We start from the raw sequence: 24,966 nt of genomic DNA, 5'->3' as shown, positions 1-24,966 counted from the left end.
GCCCCGACGGGCTCCCTTTTTCGCGTACCTTTACTGCGCCCATGAAGACTGCGTTCATCACCGGGATCACCGGCCAGGACGGCTCGTACCTCGCCGAACTGCTGTTAGGCAAGGGGTATCGCGTCGTCGGCGTCGTGCGGCGCAGCTCGACGTCGTACTTCGAGCGCATCGGCCATCTGCTCGATCGCGTGGAGCTCGTGTCCGCCGACCTGCTGGACCAGACGTCGCTCGTCGATGCGGTCGACGCGGCGAAGCCGGACGAGATCTACAACCTCGCCGCGCAGAGCTTCGTGCAGACGTCGTGGACGCAGCCGGTGCTCACCGGCGAGTTCACGGCGTTGGGCGTCACGCGCATGCTCGAGGCGATGAAGAAGGCCGCGCCGAAGGCCCGCTTCTACCAGGCCAGCTCCAGCGAGCAGTTCGGCAAGGTGGTCGAGACGCCGCAGCGCGAGACGACGCCGTTCTACCCGCGCAGCCCGTACGGCGTGGCGAAGGTCTACGGCCACTGGATCACGGTGAACTACCGCGAGAGCTTCGGGCTGTTCGCGGCGAGCGGCATCCTGTTCAACCACGAGAGCGAGCGGCGCGGGCTCGAGTTCGTGACGCGCAAGATCAGCGACGGCGTGGCGCGCATCGCGTTCGGCCTCGACGACCGGCTGCCGTTAGGCAACCTCGACGCGCGGCGCGACTGGGGCTTCGCGGGCGACTACGTCGACGCGATGTGGCGCATGCTGCAGCAGGACGAGCCGGACGACTTCGTCGTCGGCACGGGCACGACGTGCTCGGTGCGCGACTTCTGCCAGCGCGCGTTCGACGTCGTGGGACTCGACTACCGCGAGTTCGTGACGCGCGACGAGCGGTTCTTCCGGCCGGCGGAGGTGGACCTGCTCGTCGCCGACCCGTCGAAGGCGGCCGAGAAGCTCGGCTGGACGCCGACGGTCACGTTCGAGCAGCTCGTGCAGCGCATGGTGGAAGCGGACGTCGCCCGCTACCGGCGGATGGGCCACACGCCGACGCGCGGCCGCGTCTAGTGCGGGCGCTGATCACCGGCGCCGCCGGGTTCGTCGGCCGCTGGCTCGCCCGCGAGCTCGTGGAGCGCGGGTGGGACGTCACCGGCGCGGCGCTCGAGCCGGCGGCGATCGACGGCGTCCGCTGGGTCACCGGCGACGTGCGCGACGGGGCGCATCTCGCCGACGCCCTCGACGCCGCGCGCCCGGACGCGGTCTTTCACCTCGCCGGCGTGACGTTCGTGCCGGCGGCCGGCGACGACCCGGGCGCCACCGCGGAGGTGAACGTCGTCGCCGCGGCGCGGCTCCTCGGCCTGCTGCGCGAGCGGAAGCGCGCGGGCGTGCTCGACCCGGTGGTGGTCGTCACGGGGAGCGCAGAGCAGTACGGCCGGCACGAGGAGGGGGAGATGCCCGTCGCCGAGCGCGCCGAGCAGCGCCCGCACTCGGTGTACGCGGCGACGAAAGTGGCGCAGGAAGCGATCGCGCTCGAGGCGTGGCGCTCGGCGGGAGTGCGCGTGATCGCGACGCGCAGCTTCAATCACAGCGGCCCCGGGCAGGCGCCGCACTTCCTGCTGCCGGCGCTCGTCCGCCGCGCGCGGACGCTGCGCGGCGGCGCGCTCCGGATGGGCAACCAGCGACCCGTCCGCGACTTCCTGCATGTGAGCGACGTCGTGGCCGCCTATATTTCGCTCGCCGAGCGCGGCTCCCCGGGGGAGGCGTACAACGTCGCGAGCGGTGTCGGCACGTCGGTCGGCGAGCTCGCGCGCCGCGTGCTGCAGCGCTGCGGGGTCGACGCCCCGATCGCGAGCGACCCCGCGCTCGTCCGCCCCGCCGACGTGCCCTGGCTCGTCGGCGATCCCTCGAAGCTCCGGGCCGCGACCGGCTGGTCGCCGCGCCGAACGCTCGACGACCTTCTCGACGACCTGATCGCGCACCACGATGCCACGTCGGACTGACCTGCACCGCATCCTCGTCATCGGCTCCGGCCCGATCGTCATCGGCCAAGCCGCGGAGTTCGACTACTCGGGGACGCAGGCGACGAAGGCGCTGCGCGAGGAGGGCTACGAGGTCGTGCTCGTGAACTCGAATCCGGCGACGATCATGACGGATCCCGAGTTCGCCGATCGCACCTACATCGAGCCGGTGACGCCGGAGTACGTCGAGCTGGTGATCGCGAAGGAGCGCCCCGACGCGATCCTGCCGACGATGGGCGGCCAGACCGCGCTCAACGTCGCCATGGCGCTCGCCGAGCGCGGCGTGCTGGAGAAGTACGGCTGCGAGCTGATCGGCGCGAACGCGCGCGCGATCAAGATGGCCGAGGACCGGCAGGAGTTCGACAAGGCGATGAAGCGCATCGGCCTGGAGACGCCGGCCGGCAAGATCGCCACGACGTGGGACGAGGCGCTCGAGATCGCGGAGTGGACGGGGTTCCCGGCGATCATCCGTCCGAGCTTCACGTTAGGCGGGTCGGGCGGCGGCATCGCGTACAACCGCGAAGAGTACGAGGCGATCGTGCGGCGCGGCCTCGATCTCTCGCCGGTGACGCAGGTGCTGATCGAGCGCTCGCTGCTCGGCTGGAAGGAGTTCGAGCTCGAGGTGATGCGCGACTCGGAGGACAACGTCGTCATCGTCTGCTCGATCGAGAACTTCGACCCGATGGGCGTGCACACCGGCGACTCGATCACCGTCGCGCCGGCGATGACGCTCACGGATCGCGAGTACCAGACGATGCGCGACGCGGCCGTCGCCATCATCCGCGAGATCGGCGTCGACGCGGGCGGGTGCAACATCCAGTTCGCGGTGAACCCGACGAACGGCGAGATGGTCGTGATCGAGATGAACCCGCGCGTGTCGCGCTCCTCGGCGCTCGCGTCGAAGGCGACGGGGTTCCCCATCGCGCGCATCGGCGCGAAGCTCGCCGTCGGCTACCGCCTGGACGAGATCCCGAACGACATCACGAAGACGACCCCCGCGTCGTTCGAGCCGGTGCTCGACTACGTCGTGGTGAAGTGTCCGCGGTTCGCGTTCGAGAAGTTCGCCACGGCGGATCCGCGGCTCACGACGCAGATGAAGAGCGTCGGCGAGAGCATGGCGATCGGGCGCACGTTCAAGGAGGCGTTCCAGAAGGCGCTGCGCGCGCTCGAGACAGGGCGCGCGGGCTGGGACATCGGCGCCACGCCGTCCGACGACCGGCTGCCCGACGACTCGATGGACGGGCTGCGCGGCATGCTGCGCCAGGCGACGCCGGAGCGGGTGTTCCAGCTGAAGCGCGCGCTGCTCGCCGGCATGAGCGTCGACGAGCTGCACGACCTCACGGCGATCGATCCGTGGTTCCTCGCGCAGCTCGGCGAGCTGGTGGCCGCGGAGCGGGCGTACGCGTCGGGCGGAGAGCCCAACGCGCGCGGCCTCCGCCGCATGAAGCGACTCGGCTTCTCCGACCGGCAGCTCGCCGCGCTGCGCGGAGAGGACGAGAAATCGGTGCGCGAGCGGCGTCACGCGCTCGGCGTGCGGCCGGCGTACAAGATGGTCGACACGTGCGCGGGCGAGTTTCCGTCGGCGACGCCGTACCTGTACAGCTCCTACGACGAGGAGGACGAGGCGCCGCGCAGCGGACGCAAGTCGGTCGTCATCCTCGGCTCGGGACCGAACCGGATCGGGCAGGGGGTCGAGTTCGACTACTGCTGCGTGCGCGCCGTGATCGCGCTGCGCGAGCGTGGGTACGAGACGATCATGATCAACTCGAACCCCGAGACCGTCTCGACCGACTTCGACACGTCGGACAAGCTGTACTTCGAGCCGCTGACGCTCGAGGACGTGCTGGAGATCGTGCATCGCGAGCAGCCGCTCGGCGTGATCGTGCAGCTCGGCGGCCAGACGCCGCTGAAGCTGACGCGGCCGCTGGAGGCGGCGGGCGTAACGATCCTCGGCACGTCGCCCGACGCGATCGACGTCGCCGAGGACCGCCGGCGGTTCGAGAAGATCGCGCGCGAGCTCGGGCTCGCGCAGCCGCCCAACGGCACGGCGACGAGCGTCGACGAGGCGGTGGAGGTCGCGGCACGCGTCGGGTATCCCGCGCTCGTGCGCCCGTCGTACGTGCTCGGCGGGCGCGCGATGGAGATCGTGTACGACGAACCGTCGCTGCGCGACTACTTCGTGCGCGCCGCGCGCGTGAGCGAGGACCGGCCGGTGCTCATCGATCGCTTCCTCGAGGACGCGTTCGAGGCGGACGTCGACGCGATCTGCGACGGCGAGCGCGTGGTGATCGGCGCCGTGATGCAGCACATCGAGGACGCGGGGATCCACTCCGGCGACTCGGCGTGCGTGCTGCCGCCGTACCTGCTGCGCGAGGAGGACGCCGACGTGATGCGCGCCCAGACGGAGGCGCTGGCGAAGGCGTTAGGCGTCGTGGGCCTCATCAACGTGCAGTTCGCCGTGAAGGACGGCGTCGTGTACGTGCTCGAGGTGAACCCGCGCGCGAGCCGCACGGTGCCGTTCGTGAGCAAGGCGATCGGCGTACCGCTCGCGTCGATCGCCGCACGCGTGATGCTCGGCGAGACGCTCGAGTCGATCGGCTACACCGAGGAGATCGTGCCGCCGTACGTGTCGGCGAAGGAAGCGGTGTTCCCGTTCAACAAGTTCCGCGAGTTCGATCCGATCCTCGGCCCGGAGATGCGCTCCACCGGCGAGGTGATGGGGATCGCCGACTCGTTCGGCGCCGCGTTCCTGAAGGCGGAGGTGGCGGCGGACAACGCGCTGCCGAGCACCGGCGCGGTGTTCATCACGGTGAACGATCGCGACAAGGTCGGGGTGACGCCGATCGCGCGCCGGCTGCACGAGATGGGCTTCCGCGTGTACGCCACCGAGGGCACCGCGCGGTATCTGCGCAAGCACGGCGTGCCCTGCGATCGCGTGTTCAAGCTGAACGGCGGCCGGCCGAACGGCTTCGACCTGCTCGTGAACAGCGAGGTGGGGCTGCTCATCAACACGCCGCTCGGCAAGCACGCGCAGGTCGCCGACTACACGCTGCGCCAGGCCGCCATCGCGCGCCGGGTGCCGTACACCACGACGCTCTCGGCGGCGAACGCCGCGTGCGACGCGATCCTCTCGCTGCGCTCGCGCGCGCCGCTCGTGCGCTCGCTGCAGGAGTGGCACGCCCAGCTCGGCGCGGCCGGCGAGGGCACCGGAGTGACCGACGCGGCCGATCCGCGAGTTATCTCGACGACCGCTCGTTGACCCGTTTTCCCCAGACTCGCAGCTTTCCTCGATGCCCGTTCCTCTTCTCGACCTGCGCGCGCAGCACGCCACCATCCGCGACGACGTCGTCAAGGCGATGATGGAGGTGGTCGACGCGCAGGCGTTCATCCTCGGCGAGCCGGTCGCGGCGCTCGAGCGCGAGGTCGCCGCCCTGTCGCACACGCGGCACGCCATCGGCTGCGCGAGCGGCACCGACGCCCTGCTGCTCGCGCTCCGGGCGATCGACACCGGTCCCGGCGACGAGGTGATCACGACGCCGTTCACGTTCTTCGCCACGGCGGGGACGATCCACAACGCGGGCGCGCGGCCGGTGTTCGTCGACATCGATCCGGCGACGTTCAACATCGCGCCGGCCGCGGTGGAGGCGGCGATCGGACCGAAGACGAAGGCGGTGATCCCGGTCGATCTGTTCGGCCAGATGGCGCCCATCGAGGAGCTGCTGCGCGTGTCCAAGGGGCTCCCGGTGATCGAGGACGCGGCGCAGTCGATCGGCGCGCGGCGCCAGATCGACGGCGAGTGGCGCATGGCCGGCGAGGCCGCGACGATCGGGACGTTCTCGTTCTTCCCGTCGAAGAACCTCGGGGGTTACGGCGACGGCGGAATGATCGTCACCCAGGATGACCGTGTCGCGACGCGGCTCTCGCGGCTGCGCGTGCACGGAGGCCTCAAGACCTACTTCCACGACGAAGTCGGATACAACAGCCGGCTCGACGCGCTGCAGGCCGCGGTGCTGCGGGCGAAGCTGCCGCACCTCGCGGGATGGAGCGAGGCGCGCCGGCGCAACGCGTCGTTCTACGACGAGGCGTTCGCCGACGTGGCCGAGATCCGCACGCCGTACGTGGATCCCGCGAACGAGTCGATCTACAACCAGTACACCATCCGCACGGACCGCCGCGACGCGCTGCAGGCGCACCTGAAGGAGCGCGGCATCGGCACGTCGATCTACTACCCGCTGCCGCTGCATCAGCAGCCGTGCTTCGCGTACCTCGGCTATCAGGCGGGCGCGTGCCCGGAAGCCGAGCGCGCGGCGAGCGAGGTGATCTCCCTCCCGATCTACCCCGAGCTGACGCGCGATCAGCTCGAGGAAGTCGCCTCGACGGTCCGCGCGTTCTACGGCCGCTGAGCCACGTCCCTCCGAGTCTCCGATGAAAGATCAGCTTCTGCAGAAGATCCACGACCGGAGCGCCGTGGTGGGCGTGGTCGGTCTCGGCTACGTCGGGCTACCGCTGGCGGTGGAGTTCGCGAAGGCCGGGTTCACGGTCGTCGGCTACGACATCAGCACGCGCGTCGTCGAGCTCCTGAACCAGGGCGAGAGCCACATCCAGGACGTCGCCGCGGCCGACGTCGCCGAGGCGGTGCGGTCCGGCCGCTTCACCGCGACGACCGACGAGGGGCGGCTCCGCGAGTGCGACGCGATCTCGATCGCGGTCCCCACCCCGCTCTCCAAGACGCGCGACCCGGACATGGCGTACGTGCTGGCCGCGGGCGACGCGATCCAGCGTCAGGCGCATCCGGGCATGGTGATCGTGCTCGAGAGCACGACCTATCCGGGCACGACGCGCGAGCTGTTCCAGCCGCGCATGGAGGCTGCCGGGCTCACCGTGGGCGAGGACGTCTTCCTCGCCTTCAGCCCCGAGCGCGTCGACCCGGGCAACCCGACGTGGCACACGAAGAACACGCCGAAGGTCCTCGGCGGCGTGACGCCGGCGTGCGTGGAGACCGCGACCGCGCTCTACGAGGCGTGCATCGAGCGCGTGGTGCCGGTCTCGAGCCCCGAGGCGGCGGAGCTGGTGAAGCTGCTCGAGAACACGTTCCGGGCGGTGAACATCGGGCTGGTGAACGAGATCGCGATCATCTGCGACAAGCTCGGCGTGGACGTCTGGGAAGTGATCGAGGCGGCGGCGACGAAGCCGTTCGGGTACATGAAGTTCACGCCGGGCCCGGGGATCGGCGGCCACTGCATCCCGCTCGACCCGCACTATCTCGCGTGGAAGATGCGGACGCTGAACTACAAGACGCGCTTCATCGACCTCGCGAGCGAGATCAACGCGGCGATGCCGGACTTCGTGGTGGAGAAGGTGGCGCGCGCGCTGAACGACGACCGCAAGGCGGTGAACGGGAGCCGCGTCCTCGTCCTCGGCATCGCGTACAAGAAGGACATCGACGACATGCGCGAGAGCCCGGCGTTCGACGTGATCCGGCTGCTGGAGCAGCGCGGCGCCGAGGTCGTGTACCACGATCCGTTCGTGCCGCACTTCCGGGAGCACGAGCACGAGGCGGGGTCGCGGCTGCGCCACTCGGTGCCGCTGACGGCGGACGAGCTGCACTCGGCGGACGCGGTGGTGATCGTGACCGACCACAGCCCGGCGGCGGTGGACTACCAGCTCGTGGTGGACGAGGCGAAGATCGTCGTCGACACCCGCAACGTGACGGCGAAGACCCGGAAGTCGGGGGCCCGCGTGGTCGCGCTCGCGTCCCACGATCACCTGTTCAACGAGGTGTCCGCGGCCCCTGCATTGCAGACGGCGGGTCACTAAGTTCCGGGTCGGGTAACCCCGGCCCGTTCGGGCCGGGCGTGCGAGGCGGGGCCGTGCGCTCCGCCTCGCGTCATTATCCGGCCGCCCCGTGCGAACCTCGGGTTGGGCCGCCGGGTACCAGAGCCGCCATGCTTCGTCTCACGTCCCTCACGACTGCCGGTCCAACCAGCCGACGGCGCCTCGGCGCGGTGCTGCTCGGTGCGCTCGCCCTCGCTGGCGCCGCCTGCGCGCCGCAGTTCAAGCCGCGGAGCTTCCCGACGACCCTCGCGCTCTTCCACGCGTCCGTGCGCGAGTACGACCGCCACCACTGGGACAACGCGCTCGCCGGCCTCGACCTCCTGTCGCAGCAGCTTCCGGCGCGCGACACGCTCCTCGCCGACGTCTACTGGTACCAGGGGCAGACGCACGACCGGAAGGAGGAGCACCTCCTGGCGGCGCAGGCCTACTCGCGCATCATCGACGCGTTCCCGGACGACTCGCTGGCCGACGACGCGCTCATGCGCACCGGCCAGGATTACGAGGAGCTGTGGAAGAAGCCGCGGCTCGACCCGCAGTACGGGCAGACCGCGCTCGCGACCTACCGGCAGCTGCTGTCGCTCTACCCGGACTCGAAGCTCGTGCCGGTGGCCGGGGCGCGGATCGCCGACCTGAACGCCCGGTTCGCGCAGAAGGACTACGACGCCGGCGACTACTACATGCGCCGGAAGTACTACGACTCCGCGATCATCTACTTCCGCGACGTCACCCGACTGTACCCGGGCACGCCGGCGGCGAAGCAGTCGTACCTCCGCATGGTCGAGGCATTCCGCGCGATCAACTACAAGGAGGACATCGCCGAGATCTGCACCGAGGCGCGGAAGTTCTATCCCACCGATGCCGACGTGACGCATGCGTGCGCCTCGGTGCCGAGCGTGGTGGCCGACTCCGCGCGCGCCGCGGCCGACTCGACGCGTCCGCGGATCCCCTGACCCGGCGGCGGGGCGTATGCGGGTGGGGGTCTTCGGCGGGACCTTCGATCCGCCGCACGTGGGGCATCTGCTCGTCGCCTCGGACGCCTGCGAGGCGCTCGCCCTCGATCGGATGGTGCTCGTCCCGGCGGGCACCCAGCCGCTGAAGGCAGGAGCGATCTCGGCCCCGGCGGACGCGCGGCTGGCGATGACCCGGCTCCTCGCGGACGGCGATCCTCGATTCGAGGTCGACCCAATCGAAATCGACCGGGGCGGGTTATCATTCATGGTTGACACGCTCGGGGCCCTCACCGGCCGGTGGAACGGCGCCGAGCTCTTCCTGCTCGTCGGGGCGGACGTGCTGGCGTCATTCGACCGGTGGCGAGACCCGGAGCGTGTCCGGCGGCTGGCGACGCTGGTTGTACTGACGCGGGCCGCCGACCCCACCGCTGCCGAGGCGGCGCACGCGACGGACGTCGATCACGCGCTGATCGGCGGCCCGCCGCAGCGCCTCCGCACGCGGCGCGTCGACGTCTCGTCCACCGAGATCCGGTCGCGCGTCCGGGCAGGATTATCGATTCGCGGATTCGTCCCCGAGAGCGTCGCCGACTTCATCGAGTCGGCGGGGCTGTACCGTTAGAGGAACCGATGCTCAAGTCCATCGTCAATCGCGTGTTCGGCACCCGCCACGACCGGGAGCGGCGGCGCGTGCAGCCGATCGTCGACGCGATCAACGAACAGTACGAGCGGCTCCAGTCGATCTCCGACGACGAGCTGCGCGGGCAGACCGCGAAGTTCCGCGAGATCCTGCGCGAGCGCACCGCGGACCTGGAGGCGCGTGCCGCCGAGCTGCGCGCGGCGAAGCGCGGTGCCGCGGATGCGGCGGAGCGCGAGCGGCTGGACAACGAGCTGTCGGGCGCCGACGGCCGCGGCGGCGTCGACGCCGAGCTGCGCGAGGCGATCGCCGACACGCTCGACGAGATCCTGCCGGAGGCGTTCGCCACGGTGCGCGAGGCGGCGCGCCGGCTCGTCGGCACGCAGGTGACCGTGACGGGCAACGAGCTGACGTGGGACATGGTCCACTACGACGTCCAGCTCATCGGCGGCATCCAGCTGCACCTCGGCAAGATCGCCGAGATGGCGACGGGCGAGGGCAAGACGCTCGTCGCGACGCTGCCGCTGTACCTGAACGCCCTCGCCGGCCGCGGCGCGCACCTCGTGACGGTGAACAACTACCTGGCCCGCCGCGACTCGCAGTGGATGGGCCACCTGTTCAGCTACCTCGGCCTAACGGTCGGCTGCATCGACGACACGGAGCCGGGCACGCCGCAGCGCCGCGCGGCGTACGAGGCCGACATCACGTACGGCACGAACAACGAGTTCGGCTTCGACTACCTGCGCGACAACATGGTGGTCTCGGTCGACCAGAAGGTGCAGCGGCCGCACTGGTATGCGATCGTCGACGAGGTGGACTCGGTCCTCATCGACGAGGCGCGCACGCCGCTCATCATCTCCGGCCCGGTCGGCAACGAGGTGGACGAGGCGTACGCGCTGCACAACGACAAGGTCGCGCGGCTCGTCCGCAAGCAGAACGAGCTCGCGAACACGCTCGTCGCCGAAGGCGAGCGCGCGATGGAGGCGAACGACACGGCGACCGCGGCGCTCATGTTCTACAAGGCGCAGCTAGGCTCGCCGAAGAACAAGCGCCTGATGAAGCAGCTCCAGGAGCCGGGCGTGAAGCAGCTCGTGCAGAAGATGGAGCTGGATCACATCGCGGACCGCAAGCTGCCCGCCACGAAGCAGCAGTACCGCGACCTCGAGGACGACCTGCTGTTCGTGCTCGACGAGAAGGGGCACACGGTCCACCTCACCGACCGTGGCGTCGACTACCTCGCGCCGAACAACCACGACGAGTTCGTGCTGCCGGACATCTCGACCGAGGTGCACCGGATCGAGCACGACCACGACTTGTCCGCGCAGGACAAGCTCGACGCGCGGCGCGCGATCGAGGTGGAGTACGCGCGCAAGAGCGAGTCGCTGCACATCATCCATCAGCTCCTGCGCGCGCACGCGATGTACGAGAAGGACGTGAACTACGTCGTGCAGGAGGGCCAGGTCCTCATCGTCGACGAGTTCACGGGCCGCACGATGCCCGGGCGCCGGTGGAGCGAGGGGCTGCACCAGGCCGTGGAGGCGAAGGAAGGGGTGCAGGTGAAGGGCGAGACGCAGACGCTCGCCACGATCACCATCCAGAACTACTTCCGCCTGTACGAGAAGCTCGCCGGCATGACCGGCACCGCGGAGACCGAGGAGAACGAGTTCCACGAGATCTACGGCCTCGAGGTCGCCGTGATCCCGACGAACCGCCCGATCGTCCGCGACGACCGGCAGGATCTCATCTACAAGACGCGCCGCGAGAAGTACAACGCGATCGTCGAGGAGACGAAGCGCTTGCACGGCCTCGGCTTCCCGGTGCTCGTCGGCACGACGAGCGTGGAAGCGTCGGAGACGCTCGCGCGCATGTTCCAGCGCGCGGGGCTCAAGCACAACGTGCTGAACGCGAAGTACCACCAGCGCGAGGCCGAGATCGTCGCCGGCGCGGGTCAGCCGGGCGCGATCACGATCGCGACGAACATGGCCGGCCGCGGCACGGACATCAAACTGTTCGGCAACGTGCGCGACGCGAAGCCAAGCGTGGTGAAGGATCTCGACGGCAAGGACATCGAGATCGAGGAGATCGGCGGCCTGCACATCATCGGCTCCGAGCGGCACGAGAGCCGCCGCATCGATCGCCAGCTCCGCGGCCGCGCGGGTCGTCAGGGCGATCCCGGTGCGTCGCAGTTCTTCCTGTCGCTGGAAGACGATCTGATGCGGCTGTTCGGCTCCGAGCGCATCGCCCGGCTCATGGACCGCATGGGCGCGGAGGAGGGCGAGGTCCTCACGCACCCGATGATCACGCGGTCGATCGAGGGCGCGCAGAAGCGCGTGGAGCTGCAGAACTTCCAGTCGCGCAAGCGGCTCCTCGAGTACGACGACGTGATGAACCAGCAGCGCGAGGTGATCTACTCGCTGCGCACGTTCGCGCTCGAGGGCGGCGAGGAGCTGAAGGGCGAGGCGCTGAAGATGGTCGAGAAGGCCGTCGCGCGGCGCATCGAGACGACGTGGGAGACGTTCGACGCCGAGGAGTGGGATCCCGCGCTGCTGCGCCAGGATCTGCTCATGCACTACCTGCTCACCGTCCCCGAGTTCGACGCCGACGCCGACGGCAACGAGCCGCCGAAGCCGGAGGCGCTCGGCACGGCGCAGGAGACGGGGCGTGAGGCCGGCCGCGCGGCGTTCGCGGCGAAGATCGCGCAGCTCGACGAGGTGCGCGACGACACCGGCGCCGGCTACGGCGGCCGCCTGCTCGCGCTCGTGATGCTGAACGTGATCGACGAGAAGTGGAAGGACCACCTCTACGATCTCGACCAGCTGCGCGCCGCGATCCACTACCGCTCGTGGGGGCAGAAGGATCCGCTGGTCGAGTACAAGGGGGAGGCGTACACGATGTTCGTCGACCTCATGAACGACGTCGCGAACACGTTCACGGAGCGCTTCCTGAAGGCGCAGCTCGTGTTCGAGCCGGCGCCGGAGTTCCCGGGCGACTTCGGTCCGGGCGGGGGTGGCGCGCCGGCGGTCGACGACGGGCCGTCGCGGCGCCGCCGGTACAACGCGTTAGGCATCCTCGAGGACATCCCCGAGGAGGAGCACGACGGCGCGTTCGCCGGCGCGAACGGACACGGGAGCGACGGCCAGCACGGTGACGGCGCCGACGGCGTCGTGGACGCGACGTACGAGCACGGCGCGCCGGGCGACGGCAACCAGGGCCACGTGACCGACGTGGGCCCGTCGGAGCCGCCGAAGTCGCACCCGGTGGCGCGCAAGGACCCGACGGTCGTCGGGGCGGGGAGCGTGCGCTCCCTGGCGACGCCCGCGGCGCCGCTCGTGGGCGACCTCTCGAACGTCGGCCGCAACGACCCGTGCCCGTGCGGCTCCGGGAAGAAGTTCAAGAAGTGCCACGGAGCGCACCTGAGCTGACGCCGGACCGCCGGACGCCTAACGCGAGGGCCGTCGCCGAGTAACGGCGGCGGCCCTCGGGTCGTCCGTGGGAGGCGCACGCCGCGCCCCGCGCCACTCCCCTCCCACGGTTCGTGTTTCACCGCAAGCACCTGTCGTCCGCCCGGCGGGCGGTCGCCCTGTTCGTGCGCCCGAACGCGCCACGCGTGCAGCTCACGCTCGTCGTGGCGCTCGCCGTCGCGGTGCTGTCCGCCACCGAGCCGCTGCTCCTGAAGGCCGTCGTCGACCGACTGACGGCCGCGCAGGTTCGCGGCACGCTCGGCGGCCTGGTCGCGTCGGTCACGCTGTTCGGCGCGGTGCTCGCGTGCCGCATCGCCGGCAACGCGCTGCAGACCAGCCGCACGTGGGCCGTGCGGCTCAACATCGAGTTCCAGCTCCGCTCGCGCGTCGCGGCGAAGCTCAGCGTGCTCTCGCCGCGCACGCAGGCGCAGATCGGCACCGGCGGGCTGCGACACGCCGTCGACGTGAGCGCACCGCATCTCGCGACGGCGTTCACCGACATCGCGTACGGGCTGACGCCGATCGTCGTCTACGTCGCGCTGTCGGCGTGGGGGATGGCGCGGCTGAACGGCGCGCTGACGGCGATGGTGCTGTGCGTGGTGCCGCTGCCGGCGATCGTCGCGACGCTCGCGGCGCGCCGGCAGACGCGCCGCGACCGCATGCATCAGCGCTTCTGGATGCGGCTCTGGTCGTGGTACGGCGAGGTGCTGCACGGCATGGCGACGGTGCGCGCGTTCGCGAACGAGCGCGCCGAGGAGCGGCGGTTCGTGCGCCGCGTGAAGTGGGCGTTCGGCAGCATCCAGCGCGGCATTCACCTCGACGCGCTCGTCACGTCCACGGCGGCGCTGTGCGAGCTGCTCGCGCGTCTCGCGGTGCTCGGCTACGGCGGCTTCCTCGTCGTCGACGGGCAGCTCTCGGTCGGCGCGCTGCTCGCGTTCCTCGGCTACATCGGCGGCGTGTTCGCGCCGGTGCAGACGATCATCGGGCTCTATCCCACGATCCGGAAAGCGGTCGTCGCGCTCGACGCGGTGTTCGCCGTGCTCGACGCGGAGGACGAGGCGCCGGACGTGCCCGACGCGCGGACGGCCCCGTCGCTGCGCGGCGAGGTGCGCTTCGAGGGCGTGCGGTTCGAGTATCACCCGGGGCGGCCGGCCATCGACGCGCTCGACCTCGTCGTCGCGCCGGGGCAGACGGTGGCGCTCGTCGGCCCGTCGGGGAGCGGGAAGTCGACGATGCTCCGCCTGCTGCAGCGACAGCATCATCCCGACGCGGGCCGTGTGCTGCTCGACGGCGTCGACGTGCGCGGGCTGCAGATCGCCAGCGTGCGCCGACAGCTCGGCGTGGTGCCGCAGGAGGTCGTGCTGTTCAGCGACTCCGTGGCGGCGAACATCGCGTACGGCCGGCCGAGCGCGACGCGTGCCGAGGTGGAGGCGGCCGCCCGCGCGGCGAACGCGCACGAGTTCATCGTGCAGCTCCCCGGGGGCTACGACCACAGGCTCGGCGAGGGCGGGCGCGGGCTCTCGGGTGGACAGCGGCAGCGGATCGCGATCGCGCGCGCGTTCCTCGTCGACCCCGCGGTGCTGCTGCTGGACGAGGCGACGGCGGCGCTCGACACGGAGAGCGAGCACGCGGTGCAGGGTGCGCTGCGCTCGCTGCGGGCCGGGCGCACGACGTTCATCGTGGCGCACCGGCTGAACACCGTGCGCGACGCCGACCGCATCGTCGTGCTGCGCGACGGCCGCATCGTCGGCGACGGCGCGCACGACACGCTCGTGGAGAGCTGTCCGACGTACGCCGCGCTCGTGCGCCATCAGCTCGCCGCGCCGACGAGCGACGCGCCCGACGAGGTGTCGCTCGTGCGCGTGGCCTGAGCGGCCTGCGCGGCGGCCGGCAATCGCCGGGCCCCGTGCGCGTCCGGCCGAGTGGGTGGCGGTCCCGGACGACCCGTACGCTCGGCTCGGCACGTCGGACCCGGGCACCCGCCCGGCCGGCGCCGACCGCCGGCGGCCGCCGATCCGCCGGCCGAGGGAGGGGAGGATCGACCGATGGAGACTCCGGTCGCGGTCCTGCGCGAGCACGCGCGTCCCGCACGACCCCGCACGTCTGGCTCGCGCGCGGCCGGCGGCTGTAGTATACGAGAGCTACCCCGCTCCGAGCGGCCGCGCGAGCGGCTCAAGGGGCTGGGACCGCAGGCGCTGAACGCGGCCGAGCTGCTCGCGATCGTGCTCGGCAGCGGCACCGGCACCTCCTCGGCCATCGCGGTGGCGCAGGCGGTGCTGGGGCGCGCGGAGGGCTCCCTGCGGCGGCTGGCGTTGCTGCCGGTGGCCGCGCTCACGGGAGTCCCGGGGGTCGGACCGGCACGCGCGGTCGCGATCCACGCGGCGCTCGAGCTCGGCCGGCGGCTGGCGGACGAGGGGCGCGATGAAGGGGCTCCGATCCGCTCGCCGCGGGACGTGTATCATGCGTACGTGGGACGGTTGCAGGATCTGCCGGTCGAGGAGTTTCACGTCGCCGTGCTCGACGCGCAGCACCGGCTCGAGCGGGACATCCTGGTGACGCGCGGCATCCTGAACTCCTCGCTCGTGCATCCGCGCGAGGTGTTCCGGGAAGCGATCGCCGAGCGTGCGGCGGCGATCGTGCTGGTGCACAATCACCCGAGCGGCGACCCGACGCCGTCGCCGGACGACCGGGCGGTGACGGAGCAGCTGGTCGCGGCCGGCCGCTTGCTGGACATCCCCGTGCACGACCACGTGATCGTCGGGCGCGGCCGGTTCGTGAGCTTCGCGGAAGCTGGACTACTGTGAGGGTATGTCGACCACGGTTCTGAGCGATTCGATCCCGGGGTGGGATCTCGGTGCGGACGCGGTGCACGAGCGCCTCGACCCGGAGCTGCTCGTGCGCGCGTACCGCTTCAGCGAGCGCGCGCACGAGGGGCAGACGCGCTCGTCCGGCGACCCGTACGTCACGCACTGCGTGGAGGTGGCGAAGACGCTCGCCGACCTGCAGCTCGACACCGTCACGGTGGCCGCCGGCCTGCTGCACGACGTCGTGGAGGACACGACGATCACGATCGCCGACGTGGAGCGCGAGTTCGGGAGCGAGATCGCGCTCATCGTCGACGGCGTGACGAAGATCGGCACGCTGCCGATGCACTCCACGCAGGAGCGGCAGGTCGAGAACTACCGCAAGCTGCTGGTGTCGGTCGCGAAGGACGCGCGGGTGATCATCATCAAGCTCGCGGACCGGCTGCACAACATGCGGACGCTCGACTACCTGCCGCCGGAGAAGCGCCGCCGGATCGCGCAGGAGACGCGCGACCTGTACGCACCGCTCGCCCACCGCTTCGGCATGGCGAAGATCCGGTGGGAGCTGGAGGACCTCGCGTTCAAGCACCTCGAGCCCGACGAGTACCGCTCGCTCGCGAAGCTCGTGGCGACGAAGCGCGGCGAGCGCGAGGCGCTCATCAACCAGCTCCGGGAGCCGCTCGAGCGGCAGCTGAAGGCGGCCGGCATCGACGTGCTCGACGTCGCCGGACGGCCGAAGCACCTGTGGTCGATCTACAAGAAGATGAAGCAGCGCGAGCGCGGGTACGAGGACATCTACGACCTCCTCGCGATCCGCGTGCTCGTGAACACCGTGCCCGAGTGCTACCACGCGTTAGGCGTCATCCACGAGTGGTGGACGCCGGTGCAGGAGCGCATCAAGGACTACATCGCGCAGCCGAAGTCGAACGGCTACCAGTCGCTCCACACGACGGTGTTCGGGCCGGGTCGGCAGCTGTTCGAGATCCAGATCCGCACGCGCGAGATGCACCGCACCGCGGACTACGGCATCGCGGCGCACTGGCGCTACAAGGAGGCGAGCAGCGACAAGGGGGACGAGCTGGAGCGGCACCTCGCCTGGTTCCGGCAGGTGCTGGAGCTGCAGCTCGACGCGAAGGATCCGGACGAGTTCCTCGAGTTCCTGAAGCTCGACCTGTACCAGGACGAGATCTTCGTCTTCACGCCGACCGGGGACGTCATCCAGCTCCCGAAGGGCGCGACGCCGATCGACTTCGCGTTCGCCGTGCACACCGAGGTCGGGCTGCACTGCGGCGGCGCGAAGATCAACGGGCGCATCGCGCCGCTCGCGCGGCAGCTGAAGAACTCCGAGACGGTCGAGATCATCACCTCGAGCACCGCGCGGCCGAGCCGCGACTGGCTCGCGCACGTGCGCACGAGCCGCGCGCGGCACAAGATCCGGCAGTGGCTGCGCATCGAGGAGCAGAAGACCGCGGCGAAGATCGGCCGCGAGATGCTCGAGAAGGAGACGAAGAAGCGGAAGCTCGCGAAGCCCGACGACGGCCAGCTGCTCGCCGTCGCGAAGCAGCTCAAGCTCGCCGACGCGAACCACCTGATCGCGTCGATCGGGCAGGGCGACGTGCCGGTGCTCCAGGTGCTGAAGGCGATCTACCCGGAGCTCGACCCGGCGCCCGACGCCGCGAAGCCGCCGAGCGCGTTCGAGCGGATCGTCGACAAGGTGCGCGGCGTGTCGAAGGGTGTGCGCATCCAGGGGGCGGACGGCCTCATGGTGCGCTACGCGCAGTGCTGCCAGCCGGTGCCCGGCGACCAGGTGGTGGGCTACGTGACGCGCGGCCGCGGGGTGAGCATCCACCGCGCCGACTGCCCGAACCTGCTCATGCTCGTGCACGAGCCGGAGCGGCGGCTGGAGATCGACTGGCAGGAGATGGAGGGCGAGCGCTTCACGGTGCGGCTCACGCTCGAGGGCTACGACCGCCGCGGCCTGTACGCCGACGTCGCCGGCGCGGTCACGTCGACGGGCACCGACATCCGCCACATGGAGCTGAAGACGGCGGAGGGGCGCGCGACCGGCTCGATCGTCGTCGAGGTGGAGAACCTCGTCCACCTGCAGAAGATCGTGCGCGCCGCGCGGCGCGTGAAAGGCATCACCGAGGTGGCGCGGCGCGAGCGGCTCGACGTGGAGGAATGAGACCGCGCACTCCGTAGTCGGTACTGCGTAGCGGTGTCCGGTTTTGCGTGCGCAGGACGTAGCTACGCAATGCGCACTACGCACTAGGCTCTCGGGAGGCCGCGTGGGAACGATGCTCACCCTCATCGTCATCGCGTTCGTCGACATGCTCGGCGTCGTGATGATCGTCCCGCTGCTTCCGTTCTACGCCACGCGCATGGGCGCGAGCGGCACCGTCGTCGGCATGCTCGTGGCCGCGTTCTCCGTCGCGCAGCTCCTCAGCGCGCCGACGTGGGGGCGCCTCTCCGACCGGCGCGGCCGGCGGCCCGCACTGCTGGCGGGGCTCGGCGTCTCGGCGCTGGGCTACCTCATGTTCGCCGGCGCGGACTCGATCGTCGTGCTGCTCGTGTCGCGCATCGTGCAGGGGTTCGGCGGCGGCACCGTCGGCGTGATCAACGCGGCGATCGCCGACGCGAGCACGTCGGCGGAGCGCACGAAGAGCATCGGCTGGCTCACGGCGTCGACGAGCCTCGGCGCGGTCGTGGGGCCGGTCATCGGCTCGGTGACGGCGCAGGAGTTCGGGCGTGCCGCGCCGGGGATCGTCGCCGCGGCCCTGTGCCTCGCGAACCTCGTGTACGCGCTGTTCGCCCTGCGCGAGACGAAGATCACGACGGCCGAGCACGAGGCGCGTCGCAAGGGCAGCCGGTCGTCGCGCGAGGTGCTGCGCGAGGTGCTGCGGCATCCGGCCGCATCCGCGTCGCGGCTGATCTGGATCTACACCGTCGGCATCGGCGCCTTCTACGGCATGATCGCCGTGTTCCCGCTGTACCTCGCGCGCGTGTTCGGCGTGACCGAGGCGACGATCGGCTACTTCGTCATGTTCTTCGGCGGCGTCGGCGTCGTCGTGCGGCTCGGCATCCTGGGCCGGCTCGTGACCTGGCTCGGCGAGTCGCGGCTGTGCCGCGTGGGCCTCGTGCTGCTCACGGTGGGGCTGGCGACGTTCCCGCTGCCGCGGCACCTCGCGCCGCTCGCGGTCCCGATGCTCCTGATGCCGCTCGGCACGGCCCTCACGTTTCCCGCGGTGACCGCGCTCCTGTCGCGCGTCGCGTCGCCGGCGGAGCGCGGCGTGTACCTCGGCGTGCAGCAGGCGCTCGGCGGCGTGGCGCGGGTGGCGCTGCCGGTGTGGACGGGGTTCGCGATCGACCGGTTCGGCGTCGGAAGCCCGTTCTGGTCCGGCGCGCTGCTCGCCGCGATCGGGCTCGCGCTCGCGGCGCGGCTCCCGCTGCGCCTGGAGACGTCGACGCACCGCGTCGTGTCTGATCAGGCCATGGCGGCCGCGGTGAGCGCGAGCGAGGCGGCGCTGCCGAGCGCCGGCGAGCCGGCGCGATCTCGGCGATGAGGCGATCGGGACCAGGCGAGTACCAATGGGGATCCCGGGATGCTTCAGGATCTGGGGATCCCCATTCGTACTCGCCTCACAGCTCGTCCCTCCCTCCATCGCCCTTCCCCGAACAGAATCCGGCAGGATCGATTACATTGTCGGGATGACCGATCGCGCCCAGTTCGATCTCCAGGCCCCGTTCAAGCCCGCCGGCGACCAGCCCCGCGCCATCGCGGAGCTGAGCAGGGGGCTGGAGCGCGGCGATCGCTTCCAGACGCTCCTCGGCGTCACCGGCTCCGGCAAGACGATGACGGTCGCGAACGTCATCAAGAACCACGGCCGGCCCACGCTCGTCCTGTCGCACAACAAGACGCTCGCGGCGCAGCTGTACGGGGAGCTGAAGAGCTTCTTCCCGCACAACGCGGTCGAGTACTTCATCTCGTACTACGACTACTACCAGCCCGAGGCCTACGTCCCGTCGAGCGACACGTACATCGAGAAGGACGCGTCGATCAACGAGGACATCGACCGGCTGCGGCTGCGCGCGACGTCGAGCCTCATGGAGCGCGACGACGTCGTGATCGTGTCGACGGTGAGCGCGATCTACGGCCTCGGCGACCCGGTGGAGTACCGCGAGCGGATGGTCACGCTCGCGCGCGGGCAGCGCATCGCGCGCGACGACATCCTGCGGCAGCTCGTCGGCATCCAGTACAACCGGAACGACGTCGCGTTCGAGCGCGGCACGTTCCGCGTGCGCGGCGACACGGTCGAGATCTTCCCCGCGTACGAGGAGCAGGGCGTGCGCGTGGAGATGTGGGGCGACGAGATCGAGCGCATCTCGAAGATCAACGTCGTCACCGGCGAGACGATCGCGACGCTCGAGAAGACGGCCGTCTATCCGGCGAAGCACTTCATCACGAACCGTCCGACGATCGAGCGCGCGGTGAAGGCCATCCGCGCCGAGCTGGACGAGCGGCTCGGCATGCTGCGCGCCGAGGGGAAGCTGCTCGAGGCGCAGCGGCTGGAGAGCCGCACGAACTTCGACATCGAGATGATGCTCGAGATCGGGACGTGCGCGGGGATCGAGAACTACTCGCGCCACCTGAGCGGCCGCACCGCCGGCGAGCGCCCGGCGTGCCTGTTCGACTACTTCCCGGACGACTTCCTCGTCGTCGTGGACGAGAGCCACGTGACGCTGCCGCAGATCCGCGGCATGTACAACGGCGACCGCGCGCGCAAGCTGACGCTCGTCGACTACGGCTTCCGGCTGCCGAGCGCGCTCGACAACCGGCCGCTCGTGTTCGACGAGTTCCTCGCGCTCACCCCGCGCATGATCGCCGTGAGCGCGACGCCGGGTGAGCTGGAGCTGCAGCTCAGCGAGGGCGCGGTGGTCGAGCAGGTCATCCGGCCGACGGGGCTCGTCGATCCCGAGATCGAGGTGCGGTCGGTGCGCGGGCAGGTGGACGATCTGCTCGGCGAGATCCGCATCCGCGAGCGGAAGGGGGAGCGCGTGCTCGTCACGACGCTCACCAAGCGCATGGCGGAGGACCTCACCGACTACCTCCAGCAGGTCGGCGTGCGCGTGCGCTACATGCACTCCGACATCGACGCGATCGAGCGCATGGAGATCGTGCGCGGCCTGCGGCTCGGCGAGTTCGACGTGCTCGTGGGGATCAACCTGCTGCGCGAAGGGCTCGACATGCCCGAGGTGTCGCTCGTCGCGATCCTCGACGCGGACCAGGAGGGCTTCCTGCGCAGCGACCGCTCGCTCATCCAGACCGTGGGCCGCGCCGCGCGCAACGTGAACGGCCGCGCGATCTTCTACGCCGACCGCATCACGGGCTCGATGCAGCGCTGCATGGAGGAGACGGCACGCCGCCGCGAGCTGCAGACGAAGCACAACGAGGAGCACGGCATCACGCCGTTCACGGTGGAGAAGAGCGTCGCCGACGTGCGCTTCGTGACGCGCGTGGCCGACGCCCGCACGGAGCACGAGGAGGAGGAAGCGAAGGGCGCGCGTCGCCGCGACGGGAAGAAGAAGGTGGCCGAGGGACCGGCGCCGTACGACCTCTCGGATCCGGCGGCGCTCATCGCGCGCCTGGAGGGCGAGATGAAGCAGGCCGCCGCGGCGCTGGACTTCGAGCAGGCGGCGCGCCTGCGCGACGAGCTGTTCGAGCTGCGCGCGCGGTTCGGCGACGCGGTGCCTAACGGGTCCGGCGACGGCGCGAAGGCGCGCCGCCCGGGCACCGTCGCCGACCTCCGCGCCGCACGGTGAGCCCGCGATGACCGACGGCCATCTCACCTCCGACGGCCACTTCGCGAAGCCGCTGCCGCCCGAGGCGACGCGCAGCCGCATCGCCGTCACGCGCGACGAGCTCGAGGCGTGGGGCACGTCGTTCGGCCGCGCGGCGCGGCCGCCCCTCGTCGTGACGCTGGCCGGAGAGCTCGGCGCCGGCAAGACGACGCTCGCGCAGGCGATCTGCCGCGGCTTCGGCGTCACCGACGAGGTCACGAGCCCGACGTACGCGCTCGTGCACGAGTACCGCGCGCCCAACGGCCGCGTGTACCACCTCGACCTGTACCGCCTGAAGCACGAGGACGAGCTGACGAACCTCGGCTGGGACGACCTGCTCGCCGCGGAAGACGCGCTCGTGCTCGTGGAGTGGCCGGAGCGCGCGGGCTCGCGGCTGCCCCCGCACGTGCCGATCGACCTGGAATACGCGCCCGGCGACGACGGGCGACGCGTGCTGCTCGCCGGATGACGACGCCGTTCACCAGCGGCACGACGTGGCTGGCGATCGACGCGTCCACGTACGCCGGAACCGTCGCCGTGCTGCGCGGTCGCGACGTCGTCGCGGCGCGCGAGGTCGCGATGCGCGGCGAGCGCGAGGAGCGGCTGATGCCGACCGTCGTCGACGCGCTGCACGCGGCCGGCGCGAGCCCGCGCGATCTCACCGGCCTCGTGTGCGGCGCGGGGCCCGGCAGCTTCACGAGCCTGCGCATCGCGGCGTCGATCGCGAAGGGGCTGGCGCAGGTCGCGGAGCGCCCGCTGTTCGCGGCACCGTCGCTCGCGCTCATGACGGGAGGACGTCGGACGGCGGGCCGGCACCTCGCGTCGCTCGACGCTTTGCGCGGCGAAGCGTACGCGGCGGTCGTCGCGCTCGACGATGCCGGCGACGTGGTCGGCTACGAGTACCTCGGGGTGGTGCACGCCGACGCGCTCGACGACCTCGCGCGGGCGCACCACGCGACGCCGCTGCGGGCCGGGGAGTCGACGGCGCCTCGGGCGGCGGCGGTCGCCGCGCTCGGGCGCCTGCTCGCGGAGCGAGGGCCGGTCGATCTCGACGCGTGGGAGCCGGACTACGGACGCAAGGCGGAGGCGCAGGTGAAGTGGGAGGCGGCGCACGGGCGCGAGCTGCCGTCGGTCGCCGTGGCGCTCGACGGCGGGGCAGGGAGCTGATGCCGCTCGGCACCCTCACCGTACGCCCCGCGGTGGAGCAGGACGTCGAGGCGGTGTCGCGCATGGAGCTCGTGTCGTTCACCGATCCGTGGTCGCGCAGCTCGTTCGTGTCGCTCCTCGGCCACCGACACGTGCTGTTCCTCGTCGCCGACTGGCGCGCCGGGCCGCCGCATCACGAGTCGTGGGGCACGCCGACCGAGGTGGCGGGGTACGTCGTCGCGTGGCTCGCCGCCGACGAGGCGGAGATCGCGAACCTCGCCGTCGCGCCCACGCTGCGCGGCCTGCGCATCGGCGCGCGGCTGCTGGACACCGCGCTGGGCGAGCTGATGGCGCGCGGCGCGTCGGCGGTGTATCTGGAGGTCAGGGAGTCGAACGCCGCGGCGCGCCGCCTGTACGCGTCGCGCGGGTTCGCGGAGGTGGGGCGACGGCGGAAGTACTATCGTCGCCCGCAGGAGGACGCGCTCGTGCTGCGCCGCGACCTGGTCGCGAGGGCGTCGCACGGCGCGTCTGTGCAGGACACACCGGTCGTGCGTTCTGGATGACCGGTGTGCGTCGGATCGACCGCTGGGCTCCGCTCGAATCCCGTAGCTTCGACTGGAGAGGTTTGGACTGGACTGGACTACTTAGCCTGTGAGGAGGGCACCATGAGCCGGAGCTTGAACAAGGTCACGTTGATCGGGAACCTCGGAAGCGATCCCGAGGTGCGCGCCACGCCGGGCGGCAATCGCGTCGCGCAGTTCTCCCTCGCCACGAGCCGCACCTGGAACGACCAGGCGGGCGTGCGACAGGAGAAGACGGAGTGGCACCGCTGCGTCGTGTGGAACACGAAGGCGTCGCAGCTCGCCGACATCGTCGAGCGCTACGTGAAGAAGGGCGACAAGATCTACGTCGAGGGGCGCATCGAGTACCGTCAGTGGCAGGACAAGGACGGCCAGACGCGCTACAGCACCGAGATCAACGTGCGCGAGCTCCTGCTGCTCGGTGGCCGTCGCGAGGGGCACGAGGGGGACACCGACGGCGGCAGCCCGGGCTACCAGGCGCCCCGTCGCCAGGCGCCGGCGCCCGCCGCCGCGGCCCGGCCCAGCAAACCGGCCGCGCAGGGTGGGGGGGGCGACGACTTCGAGGACTTCCCGGGCGCGCTCGAGGACAGCGACGACGACCTGCCGTTCTGAGCGCCCCCCCCGAGGCGCGGGGAACTTCCTGTGACCTGAGACGCGCCCTGAACGGCCGCGGCCGTTACTCGGCGGCGCGCCGAGCCGTCCCACTGTGGGAGCCGACGCTCCCGGTGTCCCTCCGGATGCCGGGAGCGTCGGCCAAATGGAGCCTCGATCCATGGCGAAGCCGTCTTCCTCGCTGGCCCTCGCCGGCCTCTCGCTCGTTCTGCTCGCCCGTCCCGCCGCCGCGCAGTCGGCCGAGGGAGCGCCCGCGCCCGCGCCGAGCCCCCGGGCCGCGGTGCTGTCGGCCGCCGAAGCGCGGGCCGTCGCGTGGTACGGCACGCCGTACGTCGCGGAAGCCGAGGCGCCCCACGGTGCGGGCGCCGTCGTCGACGGCGTGGACCTGACGCCCGACGGCTCGCGCGGCGTCACGCGTCGCTTCCAGCTGTTCGATCGACTGATCGTGACCGCCCCCGCCGGCCGTCAGGGCGCGGTGGGCGACTCGCTCCTCCTCGTGCGACGCGGCCCGGTGCTCGGCACGGGCCAGGTGCTGCTGCCGACCGGGATCGCCGTCGTCGACGGCATCGCCGGCTCGCTGCGCACCGCGCGGCTCGTACGCGTCTACGACGTGGTCGCCGCCGAGCAGGCCGTGCTGCCGCTGCCGGCGCTGCCGCCGGTGGATTCGACCCTGCGGTCCTCGGGCGGTCGCGAGACGTCGATCGTCTGGATCGACGGCGGGGCGGAGCTGCCGTCGCTGCAGCGGACCGTGGTGCTCGCCGGCGGCGCGGGGACGAGCCTGCGCGAGGGCGACCGGCTCGAGGTGGTGGGTGACGGCCGCCGCATCGCCGGCGGTCCGATGCTGCCAGGTACGCGTGCCGCGGTGCTGCGTGTGGTGCGGGTCACGCCGCAGGGCGCGTCGGCCCGGCTCGAGTCGCAGGCGCAGCCGGTGGTGAGCATCGGCATGGCCGCGCGAACCCTGCCCTGAACGGCGACCGTGTGACGGCGTCCGCATGAGCGGCGACCGGAAAGACGGCGACCGTGTGCCTGCGATCCATCGCAGTGCGCGCGGTCGCCGTTTCGTGCTCGCCGTTACACCTTCGCCGCGAACAGGTCGCCGTCGAAAGGTCCAAGTGGACGCCGGG

The 24,966-nt window shown here is 71.1% G+C and carries 18 protein-coding genes and 1 pseudogene; all 19 read left to right on the top strand.

The features are described from left to right. Positions 1–41 precede the first annotated feature (41 nt). Positions 42–1,031, top strand: a complete 990-nt coding sequence (gene gmd / locus J421_RS18000; protein ID WP_025412567.1) for a GDP-mannose 4,6-dehydratase — start codon at positions 42–44, stop codon at positions 1,029–1,031. After that, positions 1,031–1,963 carry a GDP-mannose 4,6-dehydratase gene (locus J421_RS17995; RefSeq protein ID WP_025412566.1) on the top strand — a complete coding sequence of 311 codons (933 nt, stop codon included), beginning with the start codon at positions 1,031–1,033 and terminating at the stop codon, positions 1,961–1,963. Before gmd ends, J421_RS17995 begins: the two co-directional genes overlap by 1 nt. Beyond that, entirely contained in the window at positions 1,947–5,240 is a 3,294-nt protein-coding gene (gene carB / locus J421_RS17990) for a carbamoyl-phosphate synthase large subunit (protein WP_025412565.1), read from the top strand. Before J421_RS17995 ends, carB begins: the two co-directional genes overlap by 17 nt. 31 nt (positions 5,241–5,271) lie before the next feature. Beyond that, positions 5,272–6,384 carry a DegT/DnrJ/EryC1/StrS family aminotransferase gene (locus tag J421_RS17985; protein WP_025412564.1) on the top strand — a complete coding sequence of 371 codons (1,113 nt, stop codon included), beginning with the start codon at positions 5,272–5,274 and terminating at the stop codon, positions 6,382–6,384. 22 nt (positions 6,385–6,406) lie between these two features. After that, complete coding sequence (locus J421_RS17980; RefSeq protein ID WP_025412563.1) at positions 6,407–7,798, top strand: nucleotide sugar dehydrogenase; 1,392 nt, start codon at positions 6,407–6,409, stop codon at positions 7,796–7,798. Between the two features lie 128 nt (positions 7,799–7,926). After that, the gene (locus tag J421_RS17975; RefSeq protein WP_104022774.1) at positions 7,927–8,766 is read left to right on the top strand and encodes an outer membrane protein assembly factor BamD; all 840 of its coding nucleotides are present in this window, start codon (positions 7,927–7,929) and stop codon (positions 8,764–8,766) included. After that, positions 8,687–9,385, top strand: a complete 699-nt coding sequence (gene nadD, locus J421_RS17970) for a nicotinate-nucleotide adenylyltransferase (RefSeq protein WP_104022773.1) — start codon at positions 8,687–8,689, stop codon at positions 9,383–9,385. Before J421_RS17975 ends, nadD begins: the two co-directional genes overlap by 80 nt. Positions 9,386–9,393: 8 nt before the next feature. Next, a pseudogene (gene secA / locus J421_RS17965) lies at positions 9,394–12,294 on the top strand (preprotein translocase subunit SecA); the annotation flags it as partial. After that, entirely contained in the window at positions 12,292–12,822 is a 531-nt protein-coding gene (locus J421_RS34785) for an SEC-C metal-binding domain-containing protein (protein ID WP_425485841.1), read from the top strand. The pseudogene secA and the gene J421_RS34785, both read left to right, overlap by 3 nt. Before the next feature lie 113 nt (positions 12,823–12,935). Beyond that, positions 12,936–14,732 carry an ABC transporter ATP-binding protein gene (locus J421_RS17960; RefSeq protein WP_025412559.1) on the top strand — a complete coding sequence of 599 codons (1,797 nt, stop codon included), beginning with the start codon at positions 12,936–12,938 and terminating at the stop codon, positions 14,730–14,732. Positions 14,733–14,906: 174 nt separating this feature from the next. Beyond that, positions 14,907–15,665: a RadC family protein gene (gene radC / locus J421_RS17955; protein WP_025412558.1), complete on the top strand. Its 759-nt coding sequence runs from the start codon at positions 14,907–14,909 to the stop codon at positions 15,663–15,665. A 4-nt stretch (positions 15,666–15,669) separates the two neighbouring features. Continuing rightward, the gene (locus J421_RS17950; RefSeq protein ID WP_025412557.1) at positions 15,670–17,850 is read left to right on the top strand and encodes a RelA/SpoT family protein; all 2,181 of its coding nucleotides are present in this window, start codon (positions 15,670–15,672) and stop codon (positions 17,848–17,850) included. 112 nt (positions 17,851–17,962) lie between these two features. Beyond that, entirely contained in the window at positions 17,963–19,228 is a 1,266-nt protein-coding gene (locus J421_RS17945) for an MFS transporter (RefSeq protein WP_025412556.1), read from the top strand. 145 nt (positions 19,229–19,373) lie between these two features. Further along, entirely contained in the window at positions 19,374–21,485 is a 2,112-nt protein-coding gene (gene uvrB / locus J421_RS17940; RefSeq protein WP_025412555.1) for an excinuclease ABC subunit UvrB, read from the top strand. Positions 21,486–21,492: 7 nt separating this feature from the next. Then, positions 21,493–21,972, top strand: a complete 480-nt coding sequence (gene tsaE / locus J421_RS17935) for a tRNA (adenosine(37)-N6)-threonylcarbamoyltransferase complex ATPase subunit type 1 TsaE (RefSeq protein WP_025412554.1) — start codon at positions 21,493–21,495, stop codon at positions 21,970–21,972. Further along, entirely contained in the window at positions 21,969–22,670 is a 702-nt protein-coding gene (tsaB, locus tag J421_RS17930; RefSeq protein WP_104022772.1) for a tRNA (adenosine(37)-N6)-threonylcarbamoyltransferase complex dimerization subunit type 1 TsaB, read from the top strand. The genes tsaE and tsaB overlap by 4 nt, the downstream gene beginning before the upstream one ends. Continuing rightward, on the top strand, positions 22,670–23,212 hold the full coding sequence (rimI, locus tag J421_RS17925) for a ribosomal protein S18-alanine N-acetyltransferase (RefSeq protein WP_025412552.1): 543 nt from the start codon (positions 22,670–22,672) through the stop codon (positions 23,210–23,212). The genes tsaB and rimI overlap by 1 nt, the downstream gene beginning before the upstream one ends. A gap of 102 nt (positions 23,213–23,314) precedes the next feature. Then, positions 23,315–23,842, top strand: coding sequence for a single-stranded DNA-binding protein (locus J421_RS17920; RefSeq protein WP_025412551.1), 528 nt, complete (start codon positions 23,315–23,317; stop codon positions 23,840–23,842). A 160-nt stretch (positions 23,843–24,002) separates the two neighbouring features. Continuing rightward, positions 24,003–24,809 (top strand): hypothetical protein, encoded by an 807-nt coding sequence (locus J421_RS17915; RefSeq protein ID WP_025412550.1) that lies wholly within the window; start codon positions 24,003–24,005, stop codon positions 24,807–24,809. Positions 24,810–24,966 lie beyond the last annotated feature (157 nt).

This window comes from Gemmatirosa kalamazoonensis (genome assembly GCF_000522985.1).
GTDB lineage: Bacteria > Gemmatimonadota > Gemmatimonadetes > Gemmatimonadales > Gemmatimonadaceae > Gemmatirosa > Gemmatirosa kalamazoonensis.
The sequence above is the reverse complement of the archived record's forward strand: the minus strand, read 5'-3'. Positions and strand labels throughout refer to the sequence as shown.